The sequence below is a fragment of the Pseudomonas sp. 18175 genome (genome assembly GCF_050432925.1).
Classification (GTDB): domain Bacteria; phylum Pseudomonadota; class Gammaproteobacteria; order Pseudomonadales; family Pseudomonadaceae; genus Aquipseudomonas.
On record NZ_JBKFTO010000005.1, the window covers coordinates 47,539 to 72,708 of the forward strand.

At 57.6% G+C, this 25,170-nt stretch carries 19 protein-coding genes; 7 read left to right on the forward strand and 12 right to left on the reverse strand.

Going from position 1 to position 25,170, the window contains the following annotated elements:
- Positions 1 to 43 precede the first annotated feature (43 nt).
- Positions 44 to 1,615 (forward strand): sensor domain-containing diguanylate cyclase, encoded by a 1,572-nt coding sequence (locus ACLD1Y_RS08360; protein ID WP_429477157.1) that lies wholly within the window; start codon positions 44 to 46, stop codon positions 1,613 to 1,615.
- Positions 1,616 to 1,647: 32 nt separating this feature from the next.
- A complete protein-coding gene (locus ACLD1Y_RS08365) occupies positions 1,648 to 2,175 on the forward strand; it encodes a GNAT family N-acetyltransferase (protein ID WP_429477158.1) in 528 nt (175 codons plus the stop codon).
- A gap of 19 nt (positions 2,176 to 2,194) precedes the next feature.
- Here the strand turns inward: ACLD1Y_RS08365 and ACLD1Y_RS08370 are convergent, their stop codons facing one another.
- Positions 2,195 to 3,850 carry an ABC transporter substrate-binding protein gene (locus tag ACLD1Y_RS08370; protein ID WP_429477159.1) on the reverse strand — a complete coding sequence of 552 codons (1,656 nt, stop codon included), beginning with the start codon at positions 3,848 to 3,850 and terminating at the stop codon, positions 2,195 to 2,197.
- Between the two features lie 661 nt (positions 3,851 to 4,511).
- Here ACLD1Y_RS08370 and ACLD1Y_RS08375 point away from each other — a divergent pair.
- Both ACLD1Y_RS08375 and ACLD1Y_RS08380 read left to right on the forward strand, forming a co-directional pair.
- The gene (locus ACLD1Y_RS08375; protein ID WP_429477160.1) at positions 4,512 to 4,727 is read left to right on the forward strand and encodes a hypothetical protein; all 216 of its coding nucleotides are present in this window, start codon (positions 4,512 to 4,514) and stop codon (positions 4,725 to 4,727) included.
- An 88-nt stretch (positions 4,728 to 4,815) separates the two neighbouring features.
- Complete coding sequence (locus ACLD1Y_RS08380; RefSeq protein WP_429477161.1) at positions 4,816 to 5,157, forward strand: helix-turn-helix domain-containing protein; 342 nt, start codon at positions 4,816 to 4,818, stop codon at positions 5,155 to 5,157.
- Here ACLD1Y_RS08380 and ACLD1Y_RS08385 read toward each other — a convergent pair.
- A complete protein-coding gene (locus ACLD1Y_RS08385) occupies positions 5,147 to 6,004 on the reverse strand; it encodes a LysR family transcriptional regulator (protein WP_429477162.1) in 858 nt (285 codons plus the stop codon). The genes ACLD1Y_RS08380 and ACLD1Y_RS08385 overlap by 11 nt on opposite strands.
- 160 nt (positions 6,005 to 6,164) lie before the next feature.
- On the opposite strand from ACLD1Y_RS08385, the gene ACLD1Y_RS08390 reads away from it, so the two are divergent.
- From ACLD1Y_RS08390 to ACLD1Y_RS08400, 3 genes are read left to right on the forward strand one after another with little or no spacing between them, the layout of a single operon-like run.
- Positions 6,165 to 7,196, forward strand: a complete 1,032-nt coding sequence (locus tag ACLD1Y_RS08390) for an L-histidine N(alpha)-methyltransferase (RefSeq protein ID WP_429477163.1) — start codon at positions 6,165 to 6,167, stop codon at positions 7,194 to 7,196.
- The gene (locus tag ACLD1Y_RS08395) at positions 7,165 to 8,133 is read left to right on the forward strand and encodes a 2OG-Fe(II) oxygenase (protein ID WP_429477164.1); all 969 of its coding nucleotides are present in this window, start codon (positions 7,165 to 7,167) and stop codon (positions 8,131 to 8,133) included. Before ACLD1Y_RS08390 ends, ACLD1Y_RS08395 begins: the two co-directional genes overlap by 32 nt.
- The gene (locus tag ACLD1Y_RS08400; protein WP_429477165.1) at positions 8,127 to 9,038 is read left to right on the forward strand and encodes a DMT family transporter; all 912 of its coding nucleotides are present in this window, start codon (positions 8,127 to 8,129) and stop codon (positions 9,036 to 9,038) included. Before ACLD1Y_RS08395 ends, ACLD1Y_RS08400 begins: the two co-directional genes overlap by 7 nt.
- A gap of 457 nt (positions 9,039 to 9,495) precedes the next feature.
- Here ACLD1Y_RS08400 and ACLD1Y_RS08405 read toward each other — a convergent pair whose 3' ends face one another.
- The 10 genes from ACLD1Y_RS08405 to tssE form a co-directional block, all read right to left on the reverse strand.
- Positions 9,496 to 10,659: a DUF6708 domain-containing protein gene (locus tag ACLD1Y_RS08405; protein WP_429477167.1), complete on the reverse strand. Its 1,164-nt coding sequence runs from the start codon at positions 10,657 to 10,659 to the stop codon at positions 9,496 to 9,498.
- Positions 10,659 to 11,237, reverse strand: coding sequence for a toxin VasX (locus ACLD1Y_RS08410; protein WP_429477169.1), 579 nt, complete (start codon positions 11,235 to 11,237; stop codon positions 10,659 to 10,661). The genes ACLD1Y_RS08405 and ACLD1Y_RS08410 overlap by 1 nt, the downstream gene beginning before the upstream one ends.
- A gap of 66 nt (positions 11,238 to 11,303) precedes the next feature.
- Positions 11,304 to 12,464: a DUF6708 domain-containing protein gene (locus tag ACLD1Y_RS08415; protein ID WP_429477171.1), complete on the reverse strand. Its 1,161-nt coding sequence runs from the start codon at positions 12,462 to 12,464 to the stop codon at positions 11,304 to 11,306.
- A complete protein-coding gene (locus ACLD1Y_RS08420; RefSeq protein WP_429477173.1) occupies positions 12,461 to 15,277 on the reverse strand; it encodes a T6SS effector BTH_I2691 family protein in 2,817 nt (938 codons plus the stop codon). Before ACLD1Y_RS08420 ends, ACLD1Y_RS08415 begins: the two co-directional genes overlap by 4 nt.
- A 168-nt stretch (positions 15,278 to 15,445) precedes the next feature.
- Positions 15,446 to 16,345, reverse strand: a complete 900-nt coding sequence (locus ACLD1Y_RS08425; protein WP_429477175.1) for a DUF4123 domain-containing protein — start codon at positions 16,343 to 16,345, stop codon at positions 15,446 to 15,448.
- Between the two features lie 16 nt (positions 16,346 to 16,361).
- Positions 16,362 to 19,025, reverse strand: a complete 2,664-nt coding sequence (locus tag ACLD1Y_RS08430; RefSeq protein WP_429477177.1) for a type VI secretion system Vgr family protein — start codon at positions 19,023 to 19,025, stop codon at positions 16,362 to 16,364.
- Positions 19,026 to 19,047: 22 nt separating this feature from the next.
- The gene (gene tssH / locus ACLD1Y_RS08435; protein WP_429477179.1) at positions 19,048 to 21,708 is read right to left on the reverse strand and encodes a type VI secretion system ATPase TssH; all 2,661 of its coding nucleotides are present in this window, start codon (positions 21,706 to 21,708) and stop codon (positions 19,048 to 19,050) included.
- A gap of 52 nt (positions 21,709 to 21,760) precedes the next feature.
- On the reverse strand, positions 21,761 to 22,843 hold the full coding sequence (gene tssG / locus ACLD1Y_RS08440) for a type VI secretion system baseplate subunit TssG (RefSeq protein WP_429477181.1): 1,083 nt from the start codon (positions 22,841 to 22,843) through the stop codon (positions 21,761 to 21,763).
- Entirely contained in the window at positions 22,807 to 24,633 is a 1,827-nt protein-coding gene (tssF, locus tag ACLD1Y_RS08445) for a type VI secretion system baseplate subunit TssF (protein WP_429477183.1), read from the reverse strand. Before tssF ends, tssG begins: the two co-directional genes overlap by 37 nt.
- 6 nt (positions 24,634 to 24,639) lie before the next feature.
- Positions 24,640 to 25,128, reverse strand: a complete 489-nt coding sequence (gene tssE, locus ACLD1Y_RS08450) for a type VI secretion system baseplate subunit TssE (RefSeq protein WP_429477185.1) — start codon at positions 25,126 to 25,128, stop codon at positions 24,640 to 24,642.
- Between the last annotated feature and the right edge of the window lie 42 nt (positions 25,129 to 25,170).

The following is a 25,170-nucleotide window of genomic DNA, read 5'->3' on the forward strand; positions in this document are numbered from 1 at the left end:
GTGGTTTTGAGCTATCTTCTCTCATCAGCACAAGGACATTTAGATGCTTGGACGCAAACAGCCAAAGACCCAGGCGCACAACGTCACTGAAGCGGTTGCCTTCGCAGCCGTGAGCCCCGGCGCTGCGTTTCGCCTGACGGTCATTTTTATGCTGACGGTGATCCTGGCGTTCCTGGCCGTTGAAGGCTGGCGGACCTGGCGCGACTATCACGCCGCCTTCGATTCGGCCCGCGACTCTGTCACCAACCTGGCCCGGGCAACGGCGCAGCACGCCGAAGATGCGATTCGCCAGGTCGACGTACTGACGGCGGCGCTGGGTGAACGGGTGGAAGGCGACGGATTGCAGACCATCAATGTGCTGCGCATCCACCATTTGTTGGTCCAGCAGGCCAAGCTGATGCCGCAGCTACATGGCTTGTTTATCTATGGCCCAGACGGGCAGTGGATCGTGACCGACAAAGAGGTGATTCCCGAACCTGCGAACAATGCCGACCGCGATTATTTCCAGTACCACCGCAGCCACACCGATCGAAACGTGCGCATCGGCGAGGTGGTCAAGAGCAAGTCCACCGACGACCTCATCATCCCCATTTCGCGCCGCCTGAATAACCCCGATGGTTCATTTGCCGGGGTGCTGCTCGGCACGATCAAGGTCAGCTATTTCGTCGACTACTACGGCGACTTCAAAATCGATGACAAAGGCGCGTTGGTACTGGCGCTGCGCAGTGGAACCATCCTGGTGCGCCGTCCGTTTTTCCCTTCCATCGTCGGTAAAAGCCTGGCGGACAGTGCGATCTTCAAGCGTTTCCTACCGGTATCCAATGAAGGCATCGCTGAGGTCAAAGCGGTGGTGGATGACACCGAGCGCGTGTATGGCTACAGAGCGCTGACTACCTACCCGCTGGTGGTTGAAGCCGGGCTTTCGCGCGAATCCATTATTGCCCCGTGGCGCTGGGACCTGTTTAAAACCGGGTTTGTGTTGTTCTTCCTGATCAGCGCCTTCACGGTGTTCGGGCTGATTGTGTTGAATCAGTTGCGCCAGCGAATGGTGATGGAAAAAGCCTTGCGCGTGGCCCATCAATCCATGCGCGATATGGCGCTGTCCGACAGCCTGACGGGGCTTGGCAATCGCCGACGCCTCGACAGCGCCCTGGTGGATGAGATTCTGCTGGCCAAGCGGCAACGCTCCCACCTGTCGTTGATCATGCTGGATGTCGACTATTTCAAACGCTACAACGACACCTACGGGCACGCCGCCGGTGACGATTGCCTCGGCGCCGTGGGCCAAGCGATTGCACGCGCGGTAAAAAGGCCCGGTGACCTGGCCGTGAGGTATGGCGGCGAAGAGTTTGCCGTGCTGCTGCCCAATACCGACAGCCTCGGCGCTGCCGTGGTGGCCAAGGATATCCTGGAATCCATCCGCTCACTGAAAATCGAGCACAGCGCCCACCCACAGGGCTACGTGACAGCCAGCGCCGGCATTGCCGGCAGCCAACCCTGCGAGCAGCCCGTGACGCCCAGCCTGTTGATCACCTCGGCAGACAAAATGCTCTACATGGCCAAGCAGAACGGCAGGGATTGTTATTGCGTGGCGTCCACGCCCATTCTTCAGTGAAACCTTGCCGATATTGATTGAAGGACACACCGATGGCCCTTTCCAGCTCACGCCTGACTTACCGACAGCCTGAACCCGCAGACCTCACGCGGCTGTTCGAGATCTACGGGGACCCCAGGACCCAGCAGTTCAACCCCGCCGGCCCACTCGTGAGTATCAATGACGCGCAGGACGTATTGGATACCTGGCTTGCGCACTGGCAGGAGCACGGGTTTGGCTGGTGGGCTATAGCGCAGCGTGAATTGCCGGAAACTGTCATAGGCTTTGGCGGCATCGCTCACTACAACTATGGCGGCGAGCCCAGGCTAAACCTGGGTTACCGATTCGCCGTGGAGGCTTGGGGCAAGGGATTTGCGACGGAACTAGGCGCGACCGCTATCAGCCACGCCTTTGAATCGCTAGGGGTTGAGCGCATTTGGGCACTGGTGCGACCCAGCCACAGCGCCTCGATCAACGTCCTGGAAAAGCTCTCGATGAAGCACTGCGGGTACTTGGATGACGTACCGGGACAAGCCCCGAGCCTGGTCTATGCGCGCGATCACTTGTTGGAACCCGACTGAGAGAAGTGCGCAAGCAGCTTCAAACCTGCGCAGCGATACTGGCTTTGCTTTGGAACATGGCGGTGTCGGCCTTGAAAATCAGGTCGTCCAGACCTTCGCCATCTTCCGGATACCACGCCACCCCTAGGCTGGCGCTGACCTTGATCTGGCTGTTTTTCCATGGAATGGGCAGGTCGATGGCCTTACAGATTTCCTGGGTGATGCGCTGGATATCGCCTCTGTGATGCGCGCAGTCGAGCAGCACTACGAATTCGTCACCGCCCATACGCGCGGCTATTTCGAACTCGCGAATATTGGATTTGATGGCCGAGGCTGCGTGGATCAGCATGGCATCGCCCGCCTGGTGGCCATAACGATCATTGATCTGCTTGAAGTGGTTCAAGTCGATATAGCACAGGGCCAGATGCTCTCCACGACTCTTTGCGTCGAGCAGCCTCTGATTAGCGAAGGGAATAAAACTATTGCGGTTGGGTAAGCCAGTCAGGCTGTCATAGAAAGCCAGCTTGTGTACTTCCTCTTCGGCGCGTTTGCGCAACTTGATCTCGTTGCGTAGATGGCGCTGGGCATTCAACAGAACCAGAGCGAATATCAGGACAAGCACAGCGCCGATGCTGATCAGAACAATGGTCTTGCGCAGTCGCTCGACGAGTTGCGGCGGGTTGGGATCGTAAATGAAGTTTTCCAGACCGGCGATAGAGTCGACCATGCCCAGTTCGAGGAAAGTTTCAGCCATACGTTGCCAGCGCCCTGGGTTCATATGACCGATCTCGATCAGGTCAGATACCACCAGCGGACGCATGGCCTGAGCTTCAAATTGCAAATGCGCGCGACTTTTCTCCACCGAATACTGGTTGAGCAACAGGTCTATGATTTGCTCGGGGTTATCCATCGCGTAACGCCAGCCGCGCAAGGTAGCGCGGCGGAAGGCCTCGACCCGCTGTGGGTTTTCGTCTATCTCGGCCTGGCTGGTGAACAGGATGTCACTGTAGAAGTCGATCCCGTAGGTGGCGGGCGAGATGATGTTGTATTCCACGCCCCGCTGTTGCAGGTAGAAGGGCTCGTTGGTCAGGTACGAGTTGAACGCCGCAACTTTACCGCTGGCCAGATCCCCAATTTGAAAACTACTGGGTAGCAGTTGTAGTTTTTCGAGGGGTATACCCTCGCTACGGAACATCGCCAGAAAATCGGCATCTGTCTGCGCATCCATCAGCATCACCGGCTTGCCGATCAGGTCGTGCACGGTGCGAACACCTTGGTCTGTGCGAGCCACGAGCACGGAAGGCGAATGCTGAAAAATCACCGCCAGCGCAACCAAGGGCTTGCCATGCAGGCGTGCGTAGAGCAATTCACTATTGGCTTCGCCGTATTGGGCACGCCCAGAGAGCACTTCTTCGACCGGCGTGACATTGGGGCCACCTTCGTGCAAGCGCACGTCCAGTCCTTCTTCGCGGTAATAGCCCTGGGCGATGGCGGCGTAGTAGCCCGCGAACTGGAACTGATGCTTCCAACGCAGCTGTACATCAATCACCTGTTCGGCGCCATTCTGTTGAGTGCCCGGACTCGCCCACGCAGCCTGAGCCGAGAGCAACACAAAACACAGCAGTCGACGCAGCCGAGCCAACAGAAGTCTCTCCGGCCGGTCGAGCGCGTTAGAACAGCAACAGAGGCTGGGCATCGTGAGAGTCCGTGAATCGCGCTCGTGATTGAGCGTGCAAGGCGTGGCTCGACATTGTGACATCACTCATGCGGGGCCAGCAATTGCACGCCACGCCGCAAGCGGCCGCTACCCTCGCTTGCCTGCAACAGACGGCTACCGGCCAAGATTGGCCCTTCATGAGCAAGGCGTCTCATGTAACCGTAAGGGTGAAAGCCGCCAAATTCACTACGATGCCGAGAACCACCCACACAAACGCTGCTCACCGGGCGATTTTAGACAGGTCCAAATCGCAGGCAAAAAAAAGCCACTCTATTGAGTGGCTTTTTCTTAATGCTTGGAGCGGGAAACGAGACTCAGACCCCCGCTCTATCTCCTTGAAACAGCTAGAGTTTTTTCAACTTCAGCGGTTTCGATGTACGCAATTATGTACTCACTCTTTTACGCTGGCAACCCCCCTCCCGGCGGAGGCGTTGCACGCCCTACCGGCCTCGCGTGTCAGTCACGTCTGAGACGCTTGTGCGGTGTCGCCGACAGCCCGTTCTGAAAACGCGATATCAGGCGAAAAAGCACAGGCCAGTTGCAGGCAAATGCGCTATGTAGTCACCCGTACCGGCGCGTTCGGTCGCGACCTGCCCGACGAACGCCTGTCCCACTGACCCACCCGAGGAGGAACCCCGTGATGTCGACCACGGCTCAGTCATCCGCCAAACCCGCGTCCCGCAGCAGTGCGCAGGGCGTGCTGCGCCTGACCCGCGATGAGGTTCAGGTGCTGCAGTACTACCGCGACCTGTCAGACACCGACCGCGTGGCCACCCGCTGCCTGCTGCAAGCGTTGCAACGCCCTCGGCCAGAGTTGGCTCGCCAGCCCCAATCGGCCACGCCCGTCGAGGGCTAGGCAAAACCATTGACGTCCCAGGCACTTTGCCTGCCCAATGCCGCTCACCAAGGATGGATCACGCAGGCGCACACAGGGACGTACCACGATGACGATCGGCGCACGCTTACGCGAAGAACGACTACGCCTGACACTGTCCCAGCGCGCCTTGGGGGAGGCCGGCGGCGTCGAAGCCAATGCCCAGCGGCACTACGAGGATGCCAGCCGGTCGCCCAAGGCCAACTACCTCGCCGCGATTGCTGCTGTTGGGGTGGATGTGTTGTATGTGCTGACCGGCGAGCGCCACCTGACGCCGTTGACTTCTGAGCACCTGGTACAGGCACACCGCGATTTGCAGCGTTATCAGCGCCAGCTCAAGCACCTGAAGCGCCAGTCTGAATTGCTCATGCACACGGTGCAGCTACTCAAAGGCGCGCCGACTATCCCCTGAAGAGGCGCAGCGTCGATACCATCAGCGCCTGTAACGGGGGAGCGACAGGCTGGGCGGGATTCGCCAGCAGGTACACGTGATGGTGCGGCAGACGCGGTAGGTGCATCCCTTTGACAGACACCAGCGGCGTCTGCGCAGTGTCCAGCCGCTCGACAATCCCCACCGCCACACCACTTTCCATGCACGCCCGCACCGCCTGCCAATTGGCGCTTTCCAGCAGCACGCGGTGTGCGATCCCCTGCGTTTTCAACGCCGCCAGCGCCATCTCGCGGTACGGACAGCCTTTCAACGGCAGCGCCAGTGGCAAGGGCACGCGCGGATCGTGACGAAACCCCGGTGCCGACGCCCAGCACGGTTGGGTTGCACCGAGCCTCTCACCCTGCGCCAATGCCTCACGACTGACGACCACACTCAGGTCCAATTGCTGGCGCGCAAACAGCGCCATGAGTTCCGCGCTGGAACGCACCACCACTTCCAGCGCCAGATTCGGCTGACTGGCGGCCACTGCTGGCAACAGGTCATTCATCACGTTTGCCGCATACCCCTCGGGCACGCCCAGTCGCACCTTGCCAATCATCTTTTGTGGCGAGAGCGTCGCTTGTAGCCGGTCATGCGCCAGCAAAAAACGCGTCGCCTCATTCAACAGTTGCTGCCCCGCCGGAGTCAGCGTGACCGACTGGTTGCTGCGCAGGAGCAATTGCTGCCCGACCTGTTCTTCCAATTTCTGGATCTGCGCCGTGACTGCCGAGGGACTGCGGTGCACGTACTCGGCCGCATCCTTGAAGCGCCCGAGCCGCGCCACAGCCTGGAAGGTTCTCAGCACCTCGACATTGAAGCTTGTGCCCATGGGATCACCTGATTTCGTTGCCTTGAATCACCGATTCACTTTATTCGTCTGTACAGATTTTTCCGCCCTGCCTATGGTGCGGTCAAGGCAGATCCCCTGCCCCACTTAGCCGCTCAACAGGAGTGAACACCTCACAAAACCAAGAAAGGGAGTCCCAGGGATGAACTTGAACAACCTTGTGGTCCAGGCGCTGGCACACACCCCGCCGTATCAAGGCCACGTGCTCTGGAGCGTCGAGAACCACGCCAAGTACTCGACCTTGAAACATACCGCAAACACCCCCCAGCAGGAGCAGCGCATCAACCATCAGCTTTTCCTGCTGATGTGCACCCTCAACGAGCAAGGCGTCAACACCGAGGGGCTGTGCGCCGACGCTCAGGGCCACGGCTCGCTCAATAGCCTCCTCACCCAACTGGCCGACCGACTCGCCAGGCTGAGCCAGGGTCAACGGGTGCACTACGTCGAACTGGGACCGGAGCCGATCAAGACCGTGCCTCTACTGACGCAGATTGCCCGGGCCGCCAACAACCTGCGCTACACGGCCATCGACATCAATGCCACGTCCGAAAGCATCATGCGCGATGCGGTCACGCCCATCATCGCCGAGCGCGGCAGCGTTCATTATCTTGCCGCTGACTATCGCACCGTATCCCACGCACAACTGCGTCATGATCAAGACCTGACCCTGATCACCATGCTCGGCTTCCAGGAAGGCAACGAAGCCCCCGCCGCTACCGGGCGCCTGATTCGTAGCCTGGCTGGCGAAGCGACCTACATCATCTCGGAGATGCAGATGTACGAAGAAGGCCTTGAGTCGTGCATCCATGCCTTCTACGCCAACCCGCATATGCACAGCTTCTCGCAACTGATTGCGCGTCAGCAGGGTTTTCTTCCTATCGGCGAGCACGAAACCACCCTGCTGCGTCTGAAAATCCCCGATGACCTGTTGCATGTCGTCGTCACCCTGCAACCCGTGCAGCACCTGGACCACCACGGCTACCTGCTGACCAATAGCTGCATCAAATACACGCCCGAACAATTTCGCCGCATGCGCTCACTGCATGGCAACTGCACCGTGCTGGAGGAACTGGTCAGCGGCGATGGCTCGGTGCGTTACCAGATCGCCCAGTACCTGCCACCTCACTGCGGAGCGAACAACCATGGATCGCACAAATACGCATCCCCTCTTTGAACGCGGGCTGGGTCGCCTGAAACTGGCGTTCAAATCGACCTTGCAGCGCACGCCCAAATTGCCCGCCCCGCCGCTTGAACACCTGCAGTGGCAGGACAGCCTGCTGGCACCGACCGGCCCATTGATCAGCGACAGTCGTACCTTGGCCGAGTTGGGCTACACGCGCAGCCCCCACGCCAATATCGCGGTGCAAACCATTACCGGCCTGAGCGCCGTGCATGGCCTGTTCACCCACGACGCCGTAGCAGCATTGCAACGCATCGCCGCCGAGCTTGAACACTGCGCAGGCGACAGCGACTGGATCATTTCGCGCCGCACACGCGGGGTCACCGCACTGTCGCCGTTCCTCCACGATATGATGCGCAGCCGCGCATTCCTGCTGGCGATCTCGCGCATTGCTGGCGTGCCGCTGGTGCCCTACCCGCTGCTCAACGCCCGCGCTCAGGTCAACTATTTCTACCCCAAGTCAGCCGAACAGCCACGGGAACAGCTCGGCATGTGGCACACCGACGGCACCCACTACGTGCTGAACATTCTGCTATCCGATCCCTCCGACTTCATCGGTGGCGAATTTCTGTTCCACAACCGCACCATCGACACCTTCGACGCCCTGGACCATCGCACCTTCGAAACTGCCGCATTGGCTGAACCGGGCGATGCGTTGTTTATCTATGGCAGCCACCTGTTCCACGGCGTGCGACCGGTAAAATCGGGGCGTCGGCTGTCACTGGTGCTGTCCTTCCACTGCCCCTACACCACCGAGGACGCCAACCGCTTTTGGCACTTGGCCTCCGACGACGGCATTCCCGCGACGCTACCCAACTGGCTGCACCTGCAATGGAGCCTGCGCCGAAAGGCTGCACACCAGTTTGCGGCGCTCGGTATCGATCCGATTACCTTTGAAGAGCTGGGTCGGGTCACGGCGCCCGCGTGTTAGCCCATCCGCTGTACCTGCTCCTGCTGCAGGGGGTGTTCGTACTGTCATGGAGCTCCGGCTTTATCGGCGCGCGCCTTGGCACCGAGGACGCCGGGGCGATCAACCTGCTGTTCTGGCGTTTTTTGCTGGTTTGCCTTTGCCTGCTACCGTGGGTACTGCACCGGCTGCGGGCGCTGACCTGGGCGCAGGTGCGCTACAACGCGGTCATCGGTTTTCTGGCTCAGTTTGCCTATCTGGTCAGCGTCTACATTGCCATTCGCGGCGGCCTGCCCGCCGGGATCGCCGCGATCATCTGTGCCTTGCAACCCTTGATCACGGCCGCCATCAACAGCCGCGGCCAGCATGAACGCAGCGGCGTGCAGGAATGGCTGGGACTGGGGGTCGGGTTCGCCGGGGTCAGTGTGGTAATTGCTGGCGAATACAGCCTCTCCACCCAGCGTCTCAACCTCGGGCTGTACGCGCTGCCGCTGATCGCGGCGCTTACCCTGTCCATCGCCACGCTGTATCAACGACGGCAAGCATTGTTGGCTACCGATCACAGCAGGGATGGGTTACTGATGCCGCTGTTTTTGCAATCGGTGGCGACACTGATCCTGCTAACGGGCACAGGCCTGCCACTGGGTTTGATTGAGCTACCGAGCAGCCCGCAGGTCTGGGTGTCCGTTGCCTGGCTGACCGTATTCTCGACGTTTGTCGCCTACCTCAGCCTGTGGAGCCTGCTGAAAGGGATGTCAGCGACCCGTGCGGCGGCCCTGGTGTACCTGGAGCCGCCGGTGACCTTGATCTGGGCGGCATGGATGTTTGGGGAGGTGATTCAGTGGACCACCTACGCCGGAATCGCGGTGGTTGCCGTGGGCATTTTGATCACGCGTGGCACCGCCAAGCTCTCCTTTACGGACGAGTAAGTCGTTACCTATCAACGTTGCGTAAGCTTGCCTGTCGTCGCGTTCCCCTCCCGCTCTTCCAGCAACGTTCTCGGCAACACAAACCCGTCGAAACTTCGTTGGGTAATCGGGTTATTCGCCTTCTCCGCGCCAATGCGTTAACTCAGGCTGGGGGTGTTGCGGTGAGGTGCAGCAGGGTCAATTGGCTGTCGACACTGAGCACACTACCCAGGCGTGTCACGCTCAGGGCCAGGGGTTCGATGTTGAGTTGCACTACCAAGAGACCGCGATGGTTGAAAACGTGTCACGGATAGCCCGTCGCTGAAGGCAAAATCTGCAGCAGGCGCACCTCAGTCACTTCTTCGCAAGCGAGATCGCGTAATATTTTTCAACCTACCTACAGGCGCCGCCTCACGGCGGTAGTCAACACATTTGCCATCGCCTTATCGACGCTATTGGGTGAGCCGTAGGTGGCCGATTACACATCGCTATGGTCCTGCCTCCGCGCAGCCGGCCGCCAACCAGGTCGGTCGGGCATAGGCGTTTCGCCTCGCTCCTTGAGGGTGTTGGCCCGCAGATTGGCACCGATAATAGGGCCGAAGTCTTCCGCAGTCGTAAGTTTGGGAATGGGCTTGCCCGGTTGCCCTGCTTCTTGAATTTCTTTTGGCCAACGAGGTGCCCAGCACAGGAGTAGCGAAATCCAATGACACAGAGCATGCAGCGCGATCAGGGGAGACAGTAAGGTGCCAGTGATCAACGCGGCAATCTTTCCACCGTTGCGCCAGAAGCCCGACATGAATCGCAGCGTTGCTCGGACTGGCTCAACAGGGGTTGGTCTTAGAGGGAGCAGCCTCCTGGGTTTGGGGACGGCTTGAGGCCCCTCCTCCATGAACAGTCTGATGAACTCCCAGAAACCGACAAGTTCCTCATTGCCGTGCATGGGCCGTCCCAGCATTAGAGTTTCATCATAGCCAGCGCCGGTATTCTCTGAGAGAAAACCAAGAATTAAAACACCACCAATTCCCACTAGGTCTGAATCATCCGGATTAATTAGTGGGATAACAGCCTCCCAAGGCAAAGTGACAATACCACCTGCATAATCTGGCCGATTCACATATACCTGCCGGGTTGCGCGATTAAAACGAGCAAGGAGATGTCGCTGGGTAAAAATCTCAACGCGAAACCAGCGCCAAGCAAACTTCCATAGAACATAGTTCCCTCCGCCCCAGAGAACGAGAGTGACACATAAAGTGAGTATCCATTCAATGTCCCAAGGCGCTGAATTCTTAGAACCAAATATAACCTTGCTTAGCGGTATGATAACCATACCGTAAAACAAGTACAAATTAGCGATAATTGCCGTGGAAAGAAAGCAGAAGGTGATGAGCCCGCGCTTTTCCTCTTGAAACGCTGCCCGAGTCTCAATGTAATCGTCATTGAACTCATATAGAGAACTCGCATCAGTCGGATGGTCGCTGGCAGACTCACAATACCTCCAAACTTTCTCATTCATGTTTACACGTGCGTTGGAGACCGAGAGGGATTCTTTAGATTCGCTCTTGACAACCTCTTCATCCCAAAACTCACGCTGCTCCGGACTCTCAGTTCTCGTGGACCACATCATTCGTTCGAAGAAAAACATTAACTAGCCACCATTTTCGTAAAAGCTTGTTCTAAAACGACAAGTTCGTCGACTTCACTCTTAAAACCTTTAGCCGATTTGCGACTACGAAGAACAGATTTCTCACACCATGACTCAATAGCTGCTGGCTCCAGCAAGGAATCAGGCGTGTACAACCAGTAGGAGTCTTTCACCTCTTCCGGTTTTTCAATACTGACCGCCGAGGTCGAGGGCGCGTTAGCATCTCGGGAGCAACTGAAGGTCAGGCTTGGAGCGGGTGGGTAGAGCGGGGCGAATTGATAGAGCCGCGCATCGTCAGTGACAAAATACGACTGCCAGGTCTTCAGGCCGTTACGCTCGACCAGCACATACAGGTAACTCTTGCGCAGCATCCGCGCACTGAAGCGCACTTGGGGGAAGTCAAACGACTCGCCCAGCGCCACCACCGCGACCTTGTCCAACAACATCGGGCTGTCGCTACAAAAAACCGAATGCCTCAGCGGGAAAATCAGCAACCCCTGTTTGTTGCAAAACAGGCATCTACCAAGCGTCTTCGGCACTACCAAGCTTTGAACAGCACTGATGATGGGGTTTATCACTGCAATATTATTCCGCCAAAGGGACCGCGCTCATCAACCACATCCCCAACATGCTGGTATGGCTGATTACACATGGCTGTGATCCTGCTGCCGCGCAGCCGGCCGCCAACCGGGTCGCTCGGGCATAGGTGTTTCGCTTCGCTCTTTGAGGGTGTTGGCCCGCAGATTGGCACCGATAATAGGGCCGAAGTCTTCCGCAGTCGTAAGCTTGGGAATGGGCTTGCCCGGTTGCCCTGCTTCTCGAATTTCTTTTGGCCAACGAGGTGCCCAGCACAGAAGCAATGAAATCCAATGACTCAGTGCATGCAGGATGATCAAAGGTGACAGCAAGGTGCCCGTGATCAACGCGGCGAACTTTCCGCCGTTGCGCCAAAAGCCCGACATGAAGCGAAGCGTTGCTCTGACAGGCTCGACAGGTAATGGCCTTAGTGTGAGCAACCTCTTAGGCTTGGGAACAGCTTCGGGTCCTTCTTCCATGAAACGACGGATAAACTCCCAGAAGCCCACCAGTTCCTCATTGCCGTGCATAGGCCGCCCTAACATGAGTAGTTCATCGTAACCGGCCCCAGAATGATCAGAAAGGAAACCCAATACCAAAAAACCACCCGCCCCCATAAAATCCGGGGCTTCTGGATTGATAACTGGAACCACGGCGTCCCACGGTAAGGTGACGACCCCTCCAGCGTAATCAGGACGATTCACATAGACATGCCGCGTTATGCGATTGAAACGAACGACTATATGGCGCTGAGTAAATAACTCGACACGAACCCACCTCCAAGTATGTTTCCAAAGAAAGTAATTCATTACGAACCAGAGGCTGACAATCAAACTACCAAAAAACCACCCATCAAAACCTACAGCCTTTTCAGTGTTTAAATCCGAAATAACAACAGAAACAACTGTCCATACAAAGCCATAGAACATGTACAAATTTAGCCCAACAGATAATACTAGGAAGGCAAATGCAATTAGTCCCCGCTTCTCCTCTTGAAAAGCTCCGCGCACATCAATGTGGTTTTCTCCAAATCCATATAGTGAACCTGCATCAGTAGGATCATCACTAGCTGACTCATAAAACTCCCACAACTTTTCACTTTCATCCAAACGCGTGGCAATCGAGGTAGGTACCACGTCACTTTTGGCGACTTCCCTCTTCCAATGCTCTCGCATTTCTGGACTTTCTGTTTTTATAGACCACATCACACGCTCAAATAAAAACATCATTTACCAACCATACTTATGAAGGAAGATTCCAAACCTACGATTTCTTCAGCTTGCCCTTTGAACCCTTTAGTATTTTTACTTTTACGAAATACTGACTTTTCACACCATGCTTCAATAGCTGTCGGCTCAAACAACCATATCACCCCACCAATTACCAACACGACCCAAGCAAGTCGTGCCAGTCCCGCCCGCATTAAAAGAAGTGCTCGCTCTGCAGCTAAACGTACCGCAACTGCCTCAAGAATTTTAAGGAGTTCCAAAGTAATTGCATTACCGGTTTTAGCTATCAACATCCTTAAATATGGACCACTTCCAGATATCGCAATTCCTAGCGAAAGAAATGCAACTCCGAATGTGGCAGCGCCTTTAACAGCATATGCGAACGCCAACGAAAACCGTTTTTTGTGGATATGATCGACAGCAGTGTTCACATCTAGCGAACCACCAATCACGCCGCCTATAGCACCCAAAAATCCGCCATACAATTTCAAACCACCGCCCCAACTCGCCGCAATCCTGCCTGTCGCCGTTGCAGCCCCATATTTCTTACTGGTCCACTCCGCCCCGGTGTGCATCAGGTCCAACGCCACTGCGGTGGTCGCCAACGCCGCCGCCGCAAACTCCGCTTTCTGCTTGTTGCCATCCGGCATCGCCTGGGCTTTGTTATAGAGCTGAAACGCTTCGTACAGCCCCACAATCACCCCAATCCGCACCGCATAAAAGTTGCCCATCTTGCCGGCATCCAGCTCCGCCTGAACCGAGGCGCGCACCCGCACCTGCAATTCCGAACGCACCCGGTCGATGCTCTTTGGCGTCTTGGCTTCGGCCAACTCTTCCAGGCGTAACTGCGGGGCGTAATTCCCCAGGCGCCAGCTCACGGCGGTGGTCAGTACATGGGCCATGGCCTTATCAACACTATTGGGTGAACCGTAGGTGAATACGCCTTTGGCCAACTGCGCGTACCAACCCATCAGAACGCCCATCTGCGAACGGGCCAACCAGTCCATGGGCGCGAGTTTTTCGCCATCGGCTAGCACTTTGTTGGCTTTTTCGAAGGTGTTGATGATGCTTTTACCGCGCTTGATTTCCTTGATGGCCTTGGCGGCAATGTCCTTGAGCGGCAGGCTGGCAAACAGTGATTTGCTTTCGGTCAAACCGCCCCGCGTGTCTTCGATGAGGTCCTGCTGATTCAAGGCATAACCTCGCCAAAACAGGTTGCCTTCGGCGATTTGCGTGTCTTCCCACCACCGCGTCAGCAGGGCTTGGCCCGGCGGGCACGCTTCCATGCCCAAGGTGCACAGCGCGGCCTGAATCGCGAACGCCCATCCACGTCGCAGATCCTTTGGGTCATAGGCGTACCAAGCGTTGAGCAAATAGGCGCTCTGCAATACGGTTAAATGGTCTGCGGCCCGTGCTTCTGCGATGGCTTCGCACTCGGCGGTTTTGGCATCGAACTGTGCCAGCACCGCATCGACCTCGTTCATATCCAGTTGATCGAACAGCTTAAGCGCCTGCTCACCGGCGCGTTTTTTGCGCCGCTCGATCTCCTCTTCGCCCATTTGCCGGCGCTTTGCGGCCTTTGCCGCCCCACGCATGCTCTCGCGCGCCTCTGCACCGGTATCGGGGTAAAGCCTTTCCGCTTCTTCGCGAATCTTTACCTCTTCAGGAATCAATTCAAGCTCAGTCATTCTCAAGCTGCGCTGCCTGAGGACACGTTGAACGTAAGCTTCTCGTTCGGCTTTGTTTTTGTCCGGAACCGCGCCTTGAAGGTTTTCTTCGGTATAACTGTCGTGGGCCCAATCATCGATGCTTTCGTCGGCTTTTTTAATCCGGTGCTCACGGATGCCCTCGCGCACATCCTTGAGCCGCAACGCAACCTGAACACGCCAGTGATTGGTGGCGCCATCCTGTTCTTCATTCAGCCAGTGCTCCGCCCCTTCCAGCGCCGCATTACGCCAGGCGTTCAGCTCCTGGGTCACACCGATCGCATCACGTAGCACCAGGGCAGCGCCCTGATCTCGCTCCAGCGCATCCCGCAATGCTACAAGACGAAGATATGATGACGTGAGGCGCCCACTGTCCAATGCACCCGATGGGCACAGCGGTGGATAGGCCTGTTGATTCAGGGCATTGAGCAGGGCCGGAGAACGTGCAGCCAACTGCGTCGGCGAGGCGTCCTGAGTCTCCGCCGTAGCGGTTATGCCCAATGCTTTGTATTCCAATACCCATTGGGCCAAGGCCTGCGACTCAAGACTGAACTGCTGGTGACGGTTGCCGTTGACCCAGTCCGCCGGGCTGAAGTGCTGCATTTTCCCCTCATTGGAAAACGCCGCCGCAGACTGTTCGTACTCCTCTAACTTGGCTTCGGACAAGGAATCAGGCGTGTACAACCAGTAGGTGTCTTTCACCTCTTCCGGCTTTTCAATACTGACCGCCGAGGTCGAGGGCGCATTAGCATCTCGGGAGCAACTGAAGGTCAGGCTTGGAGCGGGTGGGTAGAGCGGGGCGAATTGATAGAGGCGCGCATCGTCGGTGACAAAATACGACTGCCAGGTCTTCAGGCCGTTACGCTCGACCAGCACATACAGGTAACTCTTGCGCAGCATCCGCGCACTGAAGCGCACCTGGGGAAAGTCAAACGACTCGCCCAGCGCCACCACCGCGACCTTGTCCAGCAGCATCGGGCTGTCGCTACAAAAAGCCGAATGCCTCAGCGGGAAAATCAGCAACCCCTGTTTATTGCAAAAATTGCACTTGCCAGGCCTACACGGCACCATTGAATTTCGACTCGCGTTGATTATTGGATTGCTCATAGCAAGATCATCCAATGAGTGACCCGACCAAAACGTGGGTAAAGCGCCTGTCTCTGTAAGCTCGTGGAGTTTTTCGCTAGGAAAATTACCATCTGAAATTTGTTCACTATTCCCCCCTTTAACTCACTCAAAGACACTCGCAACTGGCACATTGAGGGACTGAAGAAACTAGCCGGCATGTGCGTGCTCCAGCTCATGCTTGATACGTAGCAGCTCATCACCTGAAACCACGCCCATTGCCTCACAAAAACCAACTCCACTTTTACGGGCCTCTTCCAGCACTTCGTCAATTCGCGGGTGTAAGTCGAAACCGTGATGCAGCCAAACTCCAAAGACAGCAAAGGTTGCTTGTTCTATTTTCTGGGTAAAACCTTGTCCAATCGCACGTCGGGTTAAACGTGTTATTTGCGTGTTCCATTCAGGCTCATAGGAACAACCTAACGTCTTGAGCATATGGATTGCCGAGTTCACGACTTCAACCTGCATTAGTGCTGACCACTGTTCGGCATTCGCGAGAAACGGTGCTCGACTTATCGGTACGGGCGAGGGATAAGCGGTTTGCTGCAGTTGTGCGCCCTCATCCAAATAGATCCACTGCTCGACACCGCTTTCGAGCTGCATCAATTGCGGCGTATCGAAAACACCAGGTAGTTGCGCCATCACTCGTGGGTCATAAAACCGCAGTCGGGCCTTACCATTGCCATGTAGCAGCTTGAGCTTCGAGCTCAACAGGCTGGCCAACTGCTGTGGGCACAGCGAGGAAGATAGCCATCCTCCCACCTGCCGAAGACGACAGTCAGAGTTCATCGTTTGCTGTACTGCTAGGCCAACGCTGGCGTCCAGCAAATCATCGTGACGCCCCACCAACCTCACCAGCACTGGTGCTTTTTGAGGTTGCTCAGAAAAATCGGGATGTTTCAAATACGCCATATTGTCTAGCGCCCTATCCCGCACAACTTCGTCCAATGCATGAGGGCGTGCCATATCCAGCAATACGTAGGTATTGAGGTGTGACGCCACCTTGTTAAACAGCAGTTCAGTGATCGTGCTGATGCCAGTTTCGTCCATAGAAACCTCCCTTTTTCTAAACAACAGATGCACCCGACATGTCTGCTTCGCTATTTTTGAACTCGCAACCTGTGAACCGTCCTTTGTTCAACACTGCGGGATTAGGAGCACTATTCTTCGGGCCCGTTAAGGCGTGCCGCTGCGCCTTAAACGTCACCGCCCCCGGCGCGTGAATCTCAATGTTGCCCCCTACCAGCCGAACGGTCGCGCCTTGCACGTTCAACAACAGGTGCTCTTTGCCCTGCACATGAGCATTGCCCTGAGTGCTGACCATGCGAATATTTTGCTGTGCGGCAACACTGAGCTTGTCGCTTTGCGCTTGCACGCTTACCGCGCCGCTGGCGGCGTGCAGGGCAATGCCGGTGTTCGCGATAGGACGACTGTCGCTCTCTACGCCACAGGTAAACAGCACCAAGCCTTGCGCCGCGAGAAAGGCGGTGTGACCTTGGGCGGTGAGATTAATGTCCGCGCCGGCGTTGAGTAGACATTGGGTGCCCGTCGCCCAGACCTGGTGCTTGGGCGTTAGGCTGAGCACGCCGGCTTGGCCATAGAGCGCGAGCAGCGGCTTGCTCCACGCAGCTACTTGCCCTTCGCCACCACCAATGCCGGAGCCTGACGCGGTGCCCTGTTGTGTAGCCTGAAGACTTTCCTGGCTGTTCTGCAGGGCTTCGCTGACGGGCAATTGCTGGCTGTCGCTGGCTAGCCCGGCGTTCTGCTGCTTCGCATTGTCAGCCAGTTGTTTCACTTGGTCTTGAGCTTTTTCCAGCTCGGCCAACAGCCCTTTGGCCTGCATTTGCTGGTCAGCCGGCTCCGTCGTCAGTAGTAGTCCGGTACCGGCTCGCAATGCACCTTGGGCCTGGGTGTGCAGCTCGACGCCATAGCCTCGATCCGCCAGGCGTTTGTTGTCTTTGTTCTGTTTGAGGTGTCCCAAGGTCAAACCACTGTCTTGGTCCGTGGTGTAGAGCTGGACGCGGCTTTGCCCTGGGGTGTCGTCGAACTGCAGGTGTCGATAGCCACCGCTGCCAGTGGCACTGGTGGTCAGGTCCTGGGTTTTCCAGCCACTGAGTACCCCGGCGTGTTGGTTACCGGGGAACCACGCGGGTGCATTGCCGGTACTGCCGGAGGGACCACCCGCGATCTGGTTATGCGCCGCTTCGGCCTGGCCCCGGCCGTTGTAAAGCGAGCCGATGACCACCGGGCGATCGATATGCCCTTCGAGGAACTCCACCAGCACCTCCTGGCCGACCCGAGGCACCCAGGCACTCCCCCAATTACCGCCGGCCTGAGTCGCGGCCACGCGCACCCACGTGCCAACACTGGCGTCTGCCGGCGCATTGTCGGTAGCACGAGGATGGGCGCAATGACTAGATGAGCGTTCGCCGCGCTGCCAGTGGAATTGCACCTTGATGCGTTGGTCGCGATCGGTCAGCACTGGGCCGCCGTCGCCGATCACAATGGCGCTCTGTGCACCGTGGACGGTTGGGATGGGATGCAAGCGGCGTCCGTGACCGTCTTGGGTTTGCGGGCGATAAGGGTGACTGGCGGGGATGAGAGTGAAGTGGTTGCAATACAGCGCCTCCGGCTGGTCGGGTATTGGCCCCAGCCCTGCCAGTACTGCCGCTTGCAATTGAGCATCCAGGTTGTTGCGGGCCTGGTGACGAACGCGGACGCACAGCATCGGTTCATCTGCCTGAACGCTGTCATGTTCACTCAAACATAGAGAGGAGCCCGCGGCCAAGCGCCGCCACGTCCCCAGGCTGTGGACTTGGCGGCGCGCCACCTGCTGGGCATTCAGGTGCTGACGGGCGCGCTGTTCACCCTGGGCAGTGTCCGTCCAGGCATACGGGCCGACCGTGTCCTGGTCCACACATCCATTGATGCCGGTGTTGCCCTGAGCGTGTCCTGACAACAATGAATGGCTGCGGTAGTCCCAGCTTTGGCGCTGTACCTGTCCGACCATCCAGCGGTGCTCTTCCGCCCATTGCTGAACGCTGTCCTCAGCCTCGGTGACGTCACTGCGATGAAAACGCAGAGTGACCGGCGCATTCGGTGCCAGTTTTGTGTTGCTGTCGGTGAGTACCAGGGTATGGCAACCCAGGCTCGGCGCTTGCACATCACCCTGGTGCTCAAAGTGATAGGCAATGCCCTCCTCCGCCAGCAGCCGCTGCACAAACGCCAGGTCGGTTTCTTGATATTGGGTGGTCAGGCTGCGCTTGCGGTACACGCTTGGGTCATCCAACGCCCAGCGCCATTGCGGTTGCAGCACGCCTTGGCGATAGAACCCGAAGATCTGCTCACAAATTTCCATCACGGTCAGGTCGTGAAAGGCGTAGCTGTCTTGCCGATGCCGCAACACGCTCAGCCAAGGCTCGATCCGCAACTGATAGCGGGCCAACCCGCCGTTGCTGCCGACGCGCGTGCATTGGCTGACATGCCCATGAAAGGGGCGCAACTCCGTGCGCGAGTCAGCACACTGCATTTGCATCAACACCGGTGCGCCGACCAGTTGCTCAATGGGCACACGTGCATCTGCCGACAAGGCACTCAGTTGCAAGCAATACCCGTCCTGGTCCAGTGCCTCCCAGCCGTCGAGGTACTCGGCGACCAGCGTGTCTGCGCCCAAGGGGGTGTGCAGTTGCAAAAGGCGCTGCTGTTGCGTCAATGCGGTAGAGGCCGTCACAGGTCATCCTTCCTGATGGAGTTCACTTGATCTGGTAGGTAAAGCCGCGCTTATTGGCGCCGACTTTGATTCGAGACAGGGCCTGCCCATCGGCCATGCGTGCCAACACGGCATCGGCGATTTCCGGAAGCAGGCTGCCATTGATGATCTGGTCAACGGCACGGGCGCCGATGTCGACTTCAGTGCAACGCACCAGCAGTGACTCGACCAGCGCATCGTCGTAGTGGAACTCGGCCTGGTGATTGGCCTCGACACGGCGACCGACGCGATCCAGTTTCAAGCGGATAATCGCGGCCAACGAATCATCGTTGATCGGGTAGTAAGGCACGACATCCATCCGGCCCAGAAAGGCTGGCTTGAAGGTCTTGTACAGCGTGGGGCGGATCAACTCCGACAGCTGTTTGACATCCGGCAGTTCATCGGGTGTTTTGTTGAGGCATGCCTGCATGATCAGCGACGAGGCGGTATTGCTGGTGAGAATGATCAGTGTGTTACGAAAGTCGATCTCACGACCTTCAGCGTCGTCCAACACGCCTTTGTCAAACACCTGGTAAAACAGTTCGAGCACGTCCGGGTGGGCCTTTTCCACTTCGTCGAGCAGCACCACGCTGTACGGGTTGCGCCGAACGGCTTCGGTCAGTTGCCCGCCTTCGCCGTAACCGACGTAACCGGGCGGTGAGCCTTTGAGTCCTGAGACGCTGTGCGCCTCCTGGTATTCGCTCATGTTGAAGGTGATCAACTTGCGCTCGCCGCCATACAGCGCATCGGCCAAGGCCAGGGCGGTTTCAGTCTTGCCTACGCCGGAAGGTCCGACGAACAGAAACACCCCCTTGGGTTTATTGGGGTCTTCAAGATAAGCGCGAGCAGTGCGCACCCGCTGTGCGATAGCGGCCAAGGCGTGGGACTGGCCTATCACCCGGGTCTCCAGCACATCGCCCAAGGTGCGCACCGTGCGAATTTCGTCCTTGACCATCTTGCCCAAAGGAATGCCGGTCCACGCGCACACCACCTGGGCAATGACATTGGCGTCAACTTGCAACGGCAGTAAGGGGTTTTCCCCTTGCACGTTGGCTAAGGCCTCCATCGCCCTGGCCAGTTCCAAGCGTTGAGGTGACACGGGCGCTTTTTTACGTCCCGTCGTAAACGAATTGACCGAGGGCATTCCCTCCTCCAACTCACCACGCAGTTTAGCGATACGTTGGACCAGCTGCGCTTCTTGCTGCCAAAGTGCATTGGCATCGTCCAACTGTTGCTTCAGCGTCGCGGATTGAGCTTGCAGTTCACCGAGGCGCTTTTCGTGCTGACCGCCGCTGGCGAGTTCACGATTCAACGCCTGGCGCTGGACCTCCAGTTGCTCCAGCTGTTTCTGAAGATCCGCGATCACCGCAGGCCGAACACCTTGGCTCAGGGCGACCCTTGAACAGGCCGTGTCCAACACGCTGACGGCTTTGTCCGGCAGTTGCCGGGCACTGATATAGCGATGCGACAACCGCACCGCTTCAGTGACAGCCTCATCCAGCACACGTACGTTGAAGTGCTGCTCCATCAACGGCACCAACGCCCGCAACATAGCGGCGGCTACCGCTTCGGACGGTTCATCCACCTTGACCATCTGAAAGCGACGGGTCAGCGCCGCATCTTTTTCGAAGAATTTTTTGTACTCGGACCACGTGGTCGCCGCCAAGGTACGCAGTTCCCCACGCGCCAAGGCCGGTTTGAGTAAGTTGGCGGCATCATTTTGCCCGGCCGTGCCCCCTGCGCCGATCAACGTGTGGGCTTCGTCGATAAACAGAATGATGGGGACCGGATGTTTTTTGACTTCCTCAATCACGTTCTTAAGGCGCAGCTCAAACTCACCTTTGACACTGGCCCCAGCCTGCAGCAACCCCATGTCCAACGCCAGCAATTCAACGCCCAGCAACGCACTGGGCACATCGCCAACGACGATGGCGTGCGCCAAGCCCTCGGCTACCGCGGTTTTGCCTACACCAGCTTCACCGGTAAGGATCGGGTTGTTTTGCCGACGGCGCATGAGGATGTCGATCACTTGGCGAATTTCCACCTCGCGGCCGATAACCGGGTCCAGGTGCCCGTCGCGGGCGCGCTGGGTCAGGCTGGTGGTGAACTGATCCAGCACCGGTGTTTTCACCCGTATAGCCGCCCTCTCACCGGCCTCTGCCTCAGGCCCAACATCGCTGACATGATCTTGCTCCTGGGAGCCTTCGGTGAACCGGTCAAAATGAGCCCTAAGGTCTTCAGGCGACAGTTGCGCCAGCATCGTTGAACTACGGGTCGCCCTTTGCGCCAGGGCCGGCTGGGTCAACAGCGCCAGCAGCAAATGACCGCTACGGATAGCGCCGTCCTGCGCTTCAAGGGAGGCAATCAACCAGGCACTCTCGAGCCACACCGGCAGTTGCGTGGAGAACACCGGGGTGCGGGTGCTACCGTCGCGTAAAGTACCCAGTTCCTGGCTGAGTTCCGCTTCCAGTTTTTCCAGGCTCAAGCCGCTGCGTTTGACGATGACGGACACATCACTGTGGCGCTGCTCCAACAAGGCCAACAAAAGATGTTCAACCTCCACCTCAAAATGCCCACGCGCCCGGCAACGGCTGACAGCTTGTTCGGCGGCTTGACGGCAGGTGGTGTTGAGTTTGGCGATCAGGGTTTTCAGTGAAGAGCTCATCGTGCGTCCTTGATAAATGGCGTGGTCAAGCCGTCAGCGTTGACCCACGTGTTCAATGCAATGTGGCGATCTGGTAACGGGCATCGGTCCGATCCATGTGTTGCACCTGCGTGACCAGAAACGCATCCCTGCCCAGCCGTCTGCTGCCCGTTGGTGACAGGGTTACCCCTTCCACCTGATCGGCTTGCAAGACCAGGCACACCTCATACTCCAGGCAGCTGCCGACCATCAAGGTCAGCCATGTTGCCAGCGCCTTGGCAGCGTTCGCACCGGGCAAGAAGTCATCAAACGTTTCGCGCAACAGCGGTCCTACCCATAGGCGCATGCGCAAATCGCGCTGCCAGACACGGCCACCGACCAAGGCATTACGTCCCAACGTCAAGCCGGGGGCGCCAAGGTGGGAGCGTTGATCCGTCGGTACCGAATGCCAACCGCCAACAAATTGCTCAATTCGTACGGGCACCTGGAAATATTCGCTGAGCACGCGTTGTAAATACGCCGCCGACAACGGCCGATGACCGATGGCCCCGCTGTAGAACGCAAGAGCTTGGTCGGATACACCGCCCGACTCGGGGTCGTTGGAAAGAGAGCGTTGCGTCAACCCGGTCAAGGCTTGGGTCAACGGCAGAAAACGCCCCTGGCGATCCAGCTCGTACTGCAAGGCGAGTCGGTACTTCTTCCAGGCGCCGTAGAACAATGCCGTGGCACGGTTGCTGAAGATGTCTAAAAACGCTCGCGCGGCCCGATCACGGTGGACCACTTCCCGTTCTCCCAGGCGTTCGGTGTAGGACAGCGGTAAAGCCCCCTGCCCTCCCAGCAGGCCAAAAAACGCCGGGGTCAGTGCCACCGAATCAAGATGGCCCTGAAAATGTGCCTGCCATTGCTCAACACGTTCCAACCCCTGTTCGGGAGTTTTTGCCAACACCTCCATCCGCTCAAGCTCACTGGCGGGAAAACCTAGGGTTAGGGTGTTGTGAAATTGCAGGCGCTTACCCACCACGTCGCCGGGGCGGTCGCCTTGTCCAACAAACAGATGCTCCAGCACCCGAACTGCCTGGAAAAACTCATAGCGATAAGGCTGCTCGACCATCCGAGCGATCACACCAGTATCGAGTCGCCGCTTCGGGGTTGGCATCGAAGGACCTCCTCACCGCTGTGTTTGGATATCAGCACCAACTGCGTGAAGCTGTTGGCATGAACGTAAAGCCCAAAGAAGTGATCCACCACCTGGGCAAAGATGTGCAGGCCGATACCGACAAAGCTTTCCTCATCGATCACCAACCGTATTTCGGTCCCACGCGCTACGCTGGCAAAGTATTTGCCGGGCAACCAGGCGGTGACCGGGCGGTGACTCAGCGCATGTATGCCTTCAATTTGCCGGGCCGTCGTGGCTGAGCGTTGCAAGTCGTACAGCTTGAGCATTTCGCGAAATGCCGCAGCCCCGCCCTCGACCAGCGACAAGTGGTTGAGAGACAAATGCGAAATCAAGCGCCATTGCGCACCGCGATCACAGGCAAAACGCACGGCGGCCGTAGGTTTGCGCAACAGCGAAATACGCTGTGCCAGGGAGCCACCGGGCATGCGCAAATCGCCACTCGGCACGCCGTAGGCAAGTTGCTCAGGGAGATTGCGATTGCTACAAGTCAGCTCCAGGCTTAACGACGAATTACCTGGAGAAATGGGGTCCATATCAGGATCGACGATAGTCAATTGCAGTTCATGACCAGGACTTCTACGCGCCAGGTTTTCATCCCGGTGCGCTACCCAGTAAAGGCCGTTACGTTCCTGGCATTCGCCGTGGTGCAACGAATAAAATGGCCGGATCTCACTCTGGGATTCTCCACTCGCTGTTTCGGTGGTGCGAGTGACCGATTCAATGGCATGCACTTCAAACGCAGACGCCGCTTGCTGGTCTCCAACAACGTTGTAAGACACGGCCTGGTGCGACACCAAAATAGGGCGTGCATGCTGTCGAAACAGGTTCACCACTGGCGTACAGTGCAAGCGCACGTTGGCGGCGGATAACCCTTCCAACAGGCGCGAAGCGGTCGAACCTGGCAGCACATCGCTGAGCAATAGATGCAGCGTAAAACGCCGGCCTTGAGCGCCCCTCAAATCGCAGTCATAAAAACCAAATTTCTCTGGGAACGCGAAAAATTCTGTCAACAACCGATACGCCGGATGAGCCCGCGCCGGCCAGTCAATCAGCGCCTCATTTTCAGCAAAACCGACACTCTTCATTGGGGATGCAGAGAGTGCCTGCCATTGCCCACTGTCGCTCGACTCGAGATAGGCCTTGGCGACGTTCAGTGCGAGCACATCGCGCAGCACTGCACAAAACGACGGCTCACCGTCGATAAACAATCGAACATGATCCAGACCCAGCTCCCGCATGGAGCCATGAGTGGACAAAAGCTCAAAGGTAATTGAAAGCTGGGCGCTGGCCTTGAGCGGCAGTTGTACGGCACGGGGCGCCTGCACCAATGGGCTAAAGCGCGCCGAAGCAATACGCAATGGCGCCAAGGCCACGTCGTAGACCGAACGAAACCGGCATTCCACACCCCGTACAGGGCGGGACAACAACTCAGTTCCACGCGGCAATGTCACACATTCGGAGAGTTTCCCGGCACCATCACCGAGATCGAATTCGGTAATCGAACAAGCAGGAAAGGGTCGCAAGTAGTGCGGGTACAGCACTTGCAGCAGTGCTTCAGTAAATTCGGGGTAATCGTCTTCGATCTTTTTCGAGATGCGTGCGCCCATCAGGGCAAACGACTGAATCATCCGCTCGACATGAGGGTCTTCACTGACGTCGCCAGCCAGCAACAGCCGCCCGGCAATTTTCGGGTAGCGTTCAGAAAACTGACGAGAGTAGCTGCGCAGAAATGCCAGTTCGCGCTCGTAAAACGGCAGGAGATCATCCATCGACATTTATTCACTCACCGCCAAGCGTCGTGTTTTACTGACGCGGTACTGCAACGTGCTGGGCTGCAACAACGCATCGAAACTGACGGGTTCACGTGCCGGATGAACAATCAGCATGGCGCTGATCGAGAAGCGTAAGCCCCCCGACGCGCGTCGGTGCTCATCCAGAGATACCCGGATATCCTTCAAGCGGGTCTCGTGCAGGGTGATGGCCTTTTCCAATGCCGTGCAGATAAACGCACGGTCCACCGAGCTGGCCAAGCTGCGGCTTGAAACATCGCGCAAGCCGTAGGTCATTAATGACGCCTGGCAATGCGGGAATTCTTTTATAACGTGCTCCTCCATGACCAACCGACTGTTGAGCAAAGCCTCAACATCCAGCGCAACGGACTCCTTGAACTGTTCCAGGGTGTGCCGGGTAAATTTACCCTGAGCAACACTGTGCGGCGCTTCATCAAAGAGCTTTTCCAGCAGGCTAGGTTCGTATCCTTTCACGCAGAAGTAGTCCTTTGGTCCGAGCGGTTTTCACCCAGAGCA

Excerpts from the sequence above, each read along its gene's own strand:
- ACLD1Y_RS08360 (WP_429477157.1), top strand. The coding sequence starts at position 44 with ATGCTTGGACGCAAACAGCCAAAGACCCAGGCGCACAACGTCACTGAA.
- ACLD1Y_RS08365 (WP_429477158.1), top strand. The coding sequence starts at position 1,648 with ATGGCCCTTTCCAGCTCACGCCTGACTTACCGACAGCCTGAACCCGCA.
- ACLD1Y_RS08370 (WP_429477159.1), bottom strand. The coding sequence starts at position 3,850 with ATGCCCAGCCTCTGTTGCTGTTCTAACGCGCTCGACCGGCCGGAGAGA.
- ACLD1Y_RS08375 (WP_429477160.1), top strand. The coding sequence starts at position 4,512 with ATGTCGACCACGGCTCAGTCATCCGCCAAACCCGCGTCCCGCAGCAGT.
- ACLD1Y_RS08380 (WP_429477161.1), top strand. The coding sequence starts at position 4,816 with ATGACGATCGGCGCACGCTTACGCGAAGAACGACTACGCCTGACACTG.
- ACLD1Y_RS08385 (WP_429477162.1), bottom strand. The coding sequence starts at position 6,004 with ATGGGCACAAGCTTCAATGTCGAGGTGCTGAGAACCTTCCAGGCTGTG.
- ACLD1Y_RS08390 (WP_429477163.1), top strand. The coding sequence starts at position 6,165 with ATGAACTTGAACAACCTTGTGGTCCAGGCGCTGGCACACACCCCGCCG.
- ACLD1Y_RS08395 (WP_429477164.1), top strand. The coding sequence starts at position 7,165 with ATGGATCGCACAAATACGCATCCCCTCTTTGAACGCGGGCTGGGTCGC.
- ACLD1Y_RS08405 (WP_429477167.1), bottom strand. The coding sequence starts at position 10,659 with ATGTTTTTCTTCGAACGAATGATGTGGTCCACGAGAACTGAGAGTCCG.
- ACLD1Y_RS08415 (WP_429477171.1), bottom strand. The coding sequence starts at position 12,464 with ATGATGTTTTTATTTGAGCGTGTGATGTGGTCTATAAAAACAGAAAGT.
- ACLD1Y_RS08420 (WP_429477173.1), bottom strand. The coding sequence starts at position 15,277 with ATGAGCAATCCAATAATCAACGCGAGTCGAAATTCAATGGTGCCGTGT.
- ACLD1Y_RS08425 (WP_429477175.1), bottom strand. The coding sequence starts at position 16,345 with ATGGACGAAACTGGCATCAGCACGATCACTGAACTGCTGTTTAACAAG.
- tssH (WP_429477179.1), bottom strand. The coding sequence starts at position 21,708 with ATGAGCTCTTCACTGAAAACCCTGATCGCCAAACTCAACACCACCTGC.
- tssG (WP_429477181.1), bottom strand. The coding sequence starts at position 22,843 with ATGCCAACCCCGAAGCGGCGACTCGATACTGGTGTGATCGCTCGGATG.
- tssF (WP_429477183.1), bottom strand. The coding sequence starts at position 24,633 with ATGGATGATCTCCTGCCGTTTTACGAGCGCGAACTGGCATTTCTGCGC.